This is a genomic window from Streptomyces sp. I05A-00742, assembly GCF_013055795.1.
Taxonomy (GTDB): domain Bacteria; phylum Actinomycetota; class Actinomycetes; order Streptomycetales; family Streptomycetaceae; genus Streptomyces.
On sequence record NZ_JABETO010000077.1, the window covers coordinates 1 to 7974 of the forward strand.

Genomic DNA, 7974 nt, shown 5'->3' on the forward strand with positions numbered 1-7974 from the left:
GGCCGCCGCCCGGGACCGCCGCGCCGGCCGCCTACGCGCCGCCCCCGCCCGCCGCGGCGCGGTCGGGCCGGGGCAAGGGCCTCGCCATCATCGGTGCCGTCGTGGCCGGCTGCGCCGTCGCCGGCCTCGCGGCGGGTGCGTTGTTCTGGGGCGGAGGTGACGACGGGGACAAGGAGAAGGAGCCCCAGAAGGCCGCCGTGGTCACGACGGAACCGAGCGCCCCGGCCACGCCCGGCGGCGAGAAGAGCAAGAAGCCCAAGCCCGCGGACCCGGCGGAGGGCCAGGCCAAGGCCCTGGACACGCTGCTCCAGGACAGCGGCAGCAGCCGGGGCACGGTCATCAGGGCCGTGGACGCCACCCGGAACTGCAAGGACCTCGGCAAGTCGGCCGGTGACCTGCGCGACGCCGCGAAGGACCGGAACGGGCTCGTCGACCGGCTGCGGAAGACCCCCGTCGACAAGCTGCCCGGCAACAGCGACCTGACCGCGCAGCTGACCCGGGCGTGGCAGTCGTCCGCCTCCGCCGACAGCCACTACGCGGCCTGGGCCGACCAGGTCGGCGGCAAACACGGCTGCCACAAGGGGCACGCCCGTTCCACCAAGGACGCCGCCGCGGGGGACCGGGCCAGCGGCGAGGCGACGGCCGCCAAGAAGCGGGCGGCCGATCTGTGGAACCCGATCGCGAAGAAGTACGGGCTGCCGCAGCGCCAGTGGACACAGCTCTGAGGCGAGAACGTACGATCGATCGCTGTGCAAGGTTCGGAGAAGTCTTCCCGTCGCGGCCGCCGCTCGACCACCATGGACGGCATGCCGCTCAATGACATGCCGTGGTGGCGCTGGCGGGCGAACGTCCGCTCGGCGCTGCACATGCTCTCGGACCCGGTCTTCCAGCAGGAGTGCTGGCTGACCGGCCGCGAAGGGTACGGAGACGTGACCGACGCCGTCTACCGCCTGGTCGAGGACACCTGGCTGGACAACTGGTCGGCGGAGAAGTACGTCGGGACGGTCTTCCGGGACTCGGGCGAGGCCGCCCTTGTCGACGTGGTGGTCCTGCGCGTGCTGCGGATCATGCACCAGGTCGGTGCCGACGCCCCGGTCTCGGCCTACCTGGAGCACCACGGCTGGCAGGAGGCCGTACGGGCCGCGCGCGAGGCGCACGTCCGGCTGGCGGCGGGCGACGGGGACGACCCGGACGTGCCGCCCCGCTCCCTGCCCGTCCTCGCGGTGCTGACCAAGGTCTGAGCGGGCCGGAGCCCGTTCCCGCGCACGCTCCGCGGGCGCCCGCCGGAACCGGATGGTCCGGTGGGGCCCCGCGGATATGCGACGCTATTGGGCTATGAACGCCTCGCAGCCGGCGCCGCCCGCGCGGACCGCACAGCCCGATCAGTACGTCCTCACCCTCTCCTGCCCGGACAAGCAGGGCATCGTGCACGCGGTGTCCAGCTATCTCTTCATGACCGGCTGCAACATCGAGGACAGCCAGCAGTTCGGCGACCACGACACCGGGCTGTTCTTCATGCGGGTGCACTTCGGTGCCGAGGCCCCGGTGACGCTGGAGAAGCTGCGGGCCAGCTTCGCCGCCATCGGCGACGCCTTCCACATGGACTGGCAGATCCACCGCGCCGACGAGAAGATGCGGATCGTGCTGATGGTGTCCAAGTTCGGACACTGCCTCAACGACCTGCTCTTCCGCTCCCGGATCGGCGCGCTGCCGGTGGAGATCGCGGCGGTCGTCTCCAACCACACGGACTTCGCCGAGCTCGTCGGCTCGTACGGCGTTCCCTTCCATCACCTTCCGGTGACGAAGGAGACGAAGCCGGAGGCGGAGGCGAAGCTGCTGGAGCTGGTCCGCACCGAGAACGTCGAACTGGTGGTCCTCGCCCGCTATATGCAGGTGCTCTCCGACAACCTCTGCAAGGAGCTGTCAGGCCGGATCATCAACATCCACCACTCCTTCCTGCCGAGCTTCAAGGGTGCGAAGCCGTACCACCAGGCGCACGCCCGCGGTGTGAAGCTGATCGGTGCCACCGCGCACTACGTCACCGCCGACCTCGACGAGGGCCCGATCATCGAGCAGGAGGTCGAGCGGGTCGGCCACGAGGTGACCCCCGAGCAACTGGTCGCCGTCGGCCGGGACGTGGAGTGCCAGGCCCTCGCCCGTGCGGTGAAGTGGCACAGCGAGCACCGGGTGCTGCTGAACGGGCGCCGGACGGTCGTCTTCGCGTAGCCGGCATCCGCGAAACGGCCCGGGGCGCCCTGCACCTGGAGCGCCCTACGGCCCGGCCTTCCTACAGCCGCGACAGCGAAGCCGTCGCGAAGAGCACGTCCCGGATCGCCTCCGGATCCCCGTCCTGCCCGGCCGCGGCCTCCTTCGGCTCCACGCGCCCGGCCGCGAGCCGGCAGAACTCCAGCCCGTCCAGCGCCACATGGGCCACCTCCGTCTCCGGAGCGGCCCGTGCCGCGGGGGAGTCCAGGGCGATGTACCAGTGGCCGCCGCCGCTGCCCTCCACCTCCAGGTGCAGGGCACGCCCCGGCGCGCCCGCGGCGGTCAGTGTGTGCGGCGGCGGGGCGAGACCGGCCCGGCGGCGCCCGGCGATGGCGTCCGGGAGCATCCGGGCCGCCAGGTCGATCATGCGGTGGAGGTGGGACGGCGCCGGCGGCTCGTACGGGTACGCGACCGCGTCGGCGACGTCCTCGGCGTGCACCCAGCACTCGAAGGCGCGGTCGAGGAACGCGTCCTGCAGCGGGAGGCTGAACCGGCCGTACTCCACGCTCCGGGCGGCCGTGCCCTCGCCGGCGAAGGACGCGCTCCGTATCAGGGCCCGGCTCTGGTCGCGCCAGGCCGTGTGGGCGCTGCCGGACGGCTGCCCGTCCTCGGCGGTCCACAGGGCCTCGGTGCGCCGGGCGGGTGACACCGGAGGGCCGGCGGGCACGGCGCCGTCCGGGGGCTCCCCCGTTTCGCCGACGGGCGGTGCCGGAGGCCCGGCGGCCGGTCCCGGGACCGGATCGGGCAGGCCCAGCGAGCCGGCGACGAGCCCGTCCACCGCCGTGAGGTGGCTGATCACGGCGGCCACGCTGACCTCCCGCTCGGCGGCCCGGCGCCCGTCGAACCAGGCGAGCCGTACCGGAGCCCGCCAGTCCGGCTCGCCGATGTCCCGCAGCAGCGCGTCGAGGCGGGCCGTCTCCGCCTCGTAGGGCGCCGCCCAGCCGGGCACCGGGATCCTGGCCGGGCGGCGGCCGAGGCAGTGGGAGAGCACCCGCGAGCGCAGCGCGGGATCGAGGTCGAGGCTGTCCTCGGGGTGCAGCAGGGCGACGGCGTCCCGCAGCCGGACGGCTTCCTCCGCACAGGAGGCGCAGTCCGTCAGATGCTCCTCGACCGCCGCGGTCTCCTCGGCCGAGCAGGCGGCCAGCGCCCAGGCGCCGAGCAGCGAGGTGAGCGCGGGGTGCGGCCGGGGCGGGAACCGGTTCATCGCGGGCCCCCGCCGGCGGGCGGCGGCAGCGGACCGGGCCGGCGGGCACCCCGGTGGGCCGTGGAGAGCAGCTGGAGCCCCAGGCGCAGTCTGCGGCGGGCCTCGTCCTCCGTGACGCCCAGTCCCGCCGCGGCCCCGCGGTAGTCGAGGCGGCGGGTGTAGGCGAGGTCCAGGGCGTCGCGCAGGGGCGCCGGCATGGAGCTGACGATGTAGTCGGCGCGGGCGGCGGAGGAGGCCGCGCGGACCCGTTCGTCGATCTCCTCCGGGGTCGCCTCGCCGTCGCTCTCCGACTGGCGCAGCCGGGCGACGGCCTGCCGGTGGGTGAGGCCGGCGATCCAGGAGCGCAGCGGGCCCTGCCGGGGGTCCCACTCGCCGGGGTGCTCCCAGACGTGGCCGAAGACATCCCGGGTGACCCGGTCGGCGGCGGCCTCGTCGCCGAGGACCCGGTGGGCGAGGCCGTGCACGAGGGAGGCGAAGCGGTCGTACAGCTCGCCGAGCGCGGCCGCCTCGCCGTGGGCGAGCCGCTGCTGCATCCTGCGGTCCCACCGTGGTGGTGCGTCGGTCGTCATCCGCCCCCTCCTCCCGTGCGTCCGCCGTGCTCCGGCCCGGCCGTCGCCCGCTCTTCGCGATGTGCCGTCGACTGCTCTTCGCAATGTAACGGGAGGGTCCGACAGCGGGCGCTCGTTCGGACGGAAATCGGGGGAAGTCCGGGGAAGATCGGGGAAGCGCGGGCGCGGGACCGCCCCGGGTGATAGGGGTGGGGTCGCTCCGCAACGGTCCTGCTTGTGGCGGTTCCGCCGCTCTGCCGACCGTTCGCCGTCCATCGACCGATCGGTGTGGATCGGACATGCTCGAAAGTGCCGATGTGTTATGCGGGTGTGACCGGATCTATGGGGAGGAACGGTTCGAGCTGGGCATAGGCTCAACGGCGGTGGTTTATGCCAGACGGCAATGCGCGGCGGATCCGGCCTCCCGGCCGGCCCCCGCACGGGTCCGCGACCGTCGCGGAGCGTACGCGACGGCGGCCACACCGCGGAAGGGCTCAGTCCGGAAAAGCGCCGGAAAGCGCGAACGCCGGCGGACCGAGTGGAAGGGCTCGAACGCGTGACGTTGAAGGTGTGGGAGCGCGAGCAGGGGAACTGGGCCGTGCTCCAGGTCAGCGGCGAGATGGATCTGGTGACCTCACCGGCGGTCCGGCAGCGCGTGCACGACGCGGTGGCGGACGGCCGGCGGAGTCTGGTGCTCGACCTCGGTGAGGTGCGGTTCTGCGACTCGAGCGGGGTCGGGGTGCTGATCGCCGCCCGCCGTTTGATGCGCTCCTGCCAAGGGCGGCTGCGGCTGATCCTGCCCGCGCAGGGGGCGGTCGAGGGGTCGCACGTCAACAGGGTGCTCGCCGCGCTCGGCGTGCGCCGCCTCTTCGAGGTCTACCCGGACCTGGCCAGCGCGACCGCCGAGACCGACCCGCTCTCGGCGTAGCGCTCCCGGCGTGGCCTCCCGGCCGGCGCGTCCTCAGGTTGGTGGGGGTCTCCGGCCGGCGCGTCCTCAGGCGGGTGGGGTCTCCGGTGGGTGGGGTCTCCGGCCGTCAGCGCTCCCGGGGGAAGCGGGCCCGTACGACGAAGCCTCCGTCCTCCGTCGCGTGCGCCTCCAGCGTGCCCCCGAGGCTCTGCGCGCGCTCGCGCAGCCCCACCAGACCGTGGCCCCCGCCGGGCAGTCCGGGCGCGGGGACCGCCGAGTCGGCCGGTCCGTTGCGGACCTCGACCCGCAGCCCGCCGCCCGGCTCGTCCACCCGCACCCGCACCTTCGAGCCCGGCGCGTGTTTGCGCACGTTGGTCAGCGCCTCCTGCACCGTGCGGAACGCGGCCCGCTCCGCCGCCTCGGAGCGGTCGGCGGCAGGGTCGTACGCGTCCTCGTAGGTGACGTCGAGCGCGCTCAGCTCGATCAGCCGGGGCAGGTCCGCCAGCTTCGGCTGCGGCGTGAGCTCCTCGGTGTCCGCGCCCGCCGCCCGCAGGATGCCGACCATGTGGCGCAGTTCGTCGAGGGTGCGCACGGACAGCTCCCGGATGGCGTTCGCCCCGGCGCGCGCCTGGGTGTCCGCCGTGCTGACCTGCACCGCCCCCGCCTGGAGGCTGATGAGGCTGACCTGGTGGGCGACGACGTCGTGCATCTCGCGGGCGAGCCGGGCGCGCTCGGTCGCGACGACCTGGTCGGCGAGGAGCCGGTCCTCGCGGGCCCGGCTGCGCGTCAGCTCGTCCAGCCGTCCGGCCAGCTCGTGGCGGGTGCGGGAGAGCAGCCCCACCGCGATCGGGGCGGCCGCGATGACGACGGCGTTGATCGCGTCCAGCGCCAGCTCGCGCGCGTCGTGCGGGAGGTCGGAGAGGGGATAGGGGAGGAAGTGGACGACGGCGAAGAGCAGCCCCATGAGGCCGAGCAGCCGCCGGTCCGGGCGGCGCGCGGCCGCCACCGTGTAGAGCGCGATCAGCGGGGCGAACCAGATGTAGCCGATGTAGAAGCCCGGCAGGACGACCAGGAAGACGGTCACGGGGAAGCGTCGCCGCCACAGCAGTGCCACGGCGGCGACCAGGGAGAGCCCGAGGGCGGGACCCGGTTCGACCCCGTTGACCAGGAAGGCGTCGGCGACGGCCAGCGCCGCGGGCGCGACGACCGGCACCCAGGCCGGCCGGCTCCGCGCCCGGCGGTTCACCGGACGCCGTCCTCGCGTCGTGGCGCCGCGACCAGCCCCGCGCGGTCGGCGACGACGGCCGCCTGCACCCGGTTGACCCCGCCCAGCTTGCCGAGGACCGCGCGGACGTGGTCCTTCACCGTGCTGGGGGCCAGCCCCATGCGCTCGGCGATCTGCGGATTCGCCAGGCCCGCGCCGACGTGCGCCAGCACCTCGCGCTCGCGCGGGGTGAGCACCCGTACCGCTTCGGCGGCCGAGCTCTCGGCGCCCGCCGCCAGATAGCCGCCGATCACGGCCCGGGTCACGCCGGGGTCGAGCACGCTGCCGCCCGCGGCGAGCGTCCGCACGGCCCGGACGAGCTGGTCGGGGTCGGTGTCCTTGAGGAGGAACCCGGCCGCTCCGCCGCGCAGCGCGGCGGCCAGATACTCGTCCGCGTCGAAGGTGGTGAGCATGGCGACGGCCGGCGGCTCCGGCGCGGCCCGCAGCGCGCGGAGCACGGTCAGCCCGGAGACGTCCGGCATCCGGACGTCGAGCAGGACGACGTCGGGCGCGCAGGCGAGCACGGTGGCCACGGCGTCGCCGCCCCCGCAGTCCGCGACGACCTCGATGTCCCGGACCGTGCCCAGGATCATCCGCAGCCCGGACCTGACCAGCTGCTCGTCGTCCACCACAGCGACACGGATCAACGCCCGCTCCCTCGTCCCTTTCACACCTGGAGCGCACAGGGGCTCCCGGCACCTTCCAGCCTGCCGTACCGGCGCAGGGAAAGCGGAATCCAGCACTCCGTCGGGTGGCCCGGCGGCCGGCGAACGGTGGATTTCCCTCCTGGCCTGCCGTCCGGCAGAGTGCTGACCATGCTGCACCATGCCGGGCCCGGCCCCCGTACGCCGTCCCGCGCACGGCACGCCCGTATTCTGCCCGCGGCCCTGGCCTGCGCCCTCATGGCGACGGCCTGCGGCGGCAGGGGCGGGGACCGGACACGCGACGACGACGCCCGGCCGGGCGGGGCCGGTGTGACCGTCTCGTACCGGGAGGCCGACCAGGGAGACGAGGCCCACCTCGGCTTCCTCCGGCAGCGCCGGCTCCCCGAGCAGGTGGCGGACGACCTGAACCGCACCCTGCGCCTGCCCCGGCGGATCGGCATCACCGGCCGGTCCTGCGACGAGGACGACGTGCCCGACTACGACCCGGAGACCGGACGGGTCACCCTCTGCTACGGCTACGTCGGCGAGGTCCGCGCGATGTTCCGCGAGGCCCGCGACCCGGACGTCGCCGGACGCACCGCCGGGGTGATCACCGAGACCCTGTACCACGAGGTCGCCCACGCCCTCATCGACCGGCTGGACCTGCGGTTCACCGGGCACGAGGAGGACGTCGCCGACCAGTTCGCCGCGTACCGCCTCCTCGCCCGCGGCGCCGCCGGCCGTGCCGCGCTGCGGGCCGCCGCGGACAACTACGCCCAGTACGCGGCGGACTCCGGACCCGGGAGCGACGACCCCAGCGACGAACACGCCCCGGACGCCGTCCGCAGCGCCAACTACCTCTGCTATCTCTACGGTTCCGCGCCGGAGCGCGAACGGAAGCTCGTCGACGGCAAACGGCTCGGCAAGGAGCGCGCCGAGCAGTGCGAGGACGAGTACCGCGCCCTCCGCCGCGGCTGGGACGGGCTGTTGACGCCCTACGCCACGGGGCGGACCGGCCCGCCCGGCGGCTGAGGGCGCGCGGGACCGGCCGGCGCGCGGGCGGCGGACGGGACGGGCGCGAGCCCCGTCGGAAGGCGCCGGGAGCCGTTGGCCGCGCGCCGGAGACCGGGAACCGGGCAGCC

The 7974-nt window shown here is 74.5% G+C and carries 9 protein-coding genes; 5 read left to right on the forward strand and 4 right to left on the reverse strand.

Translation table 11 applies throughout. From position 1 onward, the window contains the following. The 3 genes from HN013_RS31795 to purU all read left to right on the forward strand — a co-directional run. On the forward strand, positions 1 to 725 hold a 725-nt coding region (locus tag HN013_RS31795; RefSeq protein ID WP_171172433.1), incomplete at its 5' end, for a hypothetical protein. Positions 726 to 797: 72 nt separating this feature from the next. Further along, the gene (locus HN013_RS31800; RefSeq protein ID WP_212765059.1) at positions 798 to 1241 is read left to right on the forward strand and encodes an SCO4402 family protein; all 444 of its coding nucleotides are present in this window, start codon (positions 798 to 800) and stop codon (positions 1239 to 1241) included. Positions 1242 to 1335: 94 nt separating this feature from the next. Then, positions 1336 to 2226: a formyltetrahydrofolate deformylase gene (gene purU, locus HN013_RS31805; protein ID WP_171172435.1), complete on the forward strand. Its 891-nt coding sequence runs from the start codon at positions 1336 to 1338 to the stop codon at positions 2224 to 2226. 61 nt (positions 2227 to 2287) lie between these two features. Here purU and HN013_RS31810 read toward each other — a convergent pair whose 3' ends face one another. Both HN013_RS31810 and HN013_RS31815 read right to left on the reverse strand, forming a co-directional pair. Beyond that, positions 2288 to 3469 carry a zf-HC2 domain-containing protein gene (locus HN013_RS31810; RefSeq protein ID WP_171172437.1) on the reverse strand — a complete coding sequence of 394 codons (1182 nt, stop codon included), beginning with the start codon at positions 3467 to 3469 and terminating at the stop codon, positions 2288 to 2290. Beyond that, positions 3466 to 4038 carry a sigma factor gene (locus tag HN013_RS31815; protein WP_171172439.1) on the reverse strand — a complete coding sequence of 191 codons (573 nt, stop codon included), beginning with the start codon at positions 4036 to 4038 and terminating at the stop codon, positions 3466 to 3468. Before HN013_RS31815 ends, HN013_RS31810 begins: the two co-directional genes overlap by 4 nt. A 535-nt stretch (positions 4039 to 4573) precedes the next feature. Here HN013_RS31815 and HN013_RS31820 point away from each other — a divergent pair. Beyond that, complete coding sequence (locus HN013_RS31820; RefSeq protein ID WP_171172441.1) at positions 4574 to 4945, forward strand: STAS domain-containing protein; 372 nt, start codon at positions 4574 to 4576, stop codon at positions 4943 to 4945. Between the two features lie 106 nt (positions 4946 to 5051). Here the strand turns inward: HN013_RS31820 and HN013_RS31825 are convergent, their stop codons facing one another. Together HN013_RS31825 and HN013_RS31830 are read right to left on the reverse strand one after the other, a co-directional pair. Next, positions 5052 to 6170: a histidine kinase gene (locus tag HN013_RS31825; protein ID WP_171172443.1), complete on the reverse strand. Its 1119-nt coding sequence runs from the start codon at positions 6168 to 6170 to the stop codon at positions 5052 to 5054. Then, positions 6167 to 6835, reverse strand: coding sequence for a response regulator transcription factor (locus HN013_RS31830; protein WP_171172445.1), 669 nt, complete (start codon positions 6833 to 6835; stop codon positions 6167 to 6169). The genes HN013_RS31825 and HN013_RS31830 overlap by 4 nt, the downstream gene beginning before the upstream one ends. Positions 6836 to 7003: 168 nt before the next feature. Here HN013_RS31830 and HN013_RS31835 point away from each other — a divergent pair, with 168 nt between their 5' ends. Continuing rightward, complete coding sequence (locus HN013_RS31835; protein ID WP_171172447.1) at positions 7004 to 7864, forward strand: DUF4344 domain-containing metallopeptidase; 861 nt, start codon at positions 7004 to 7006, stop codon at positions 7862 to 7864. Positions 7865 to 7974 lie beyond the last annotated feature (110 nt).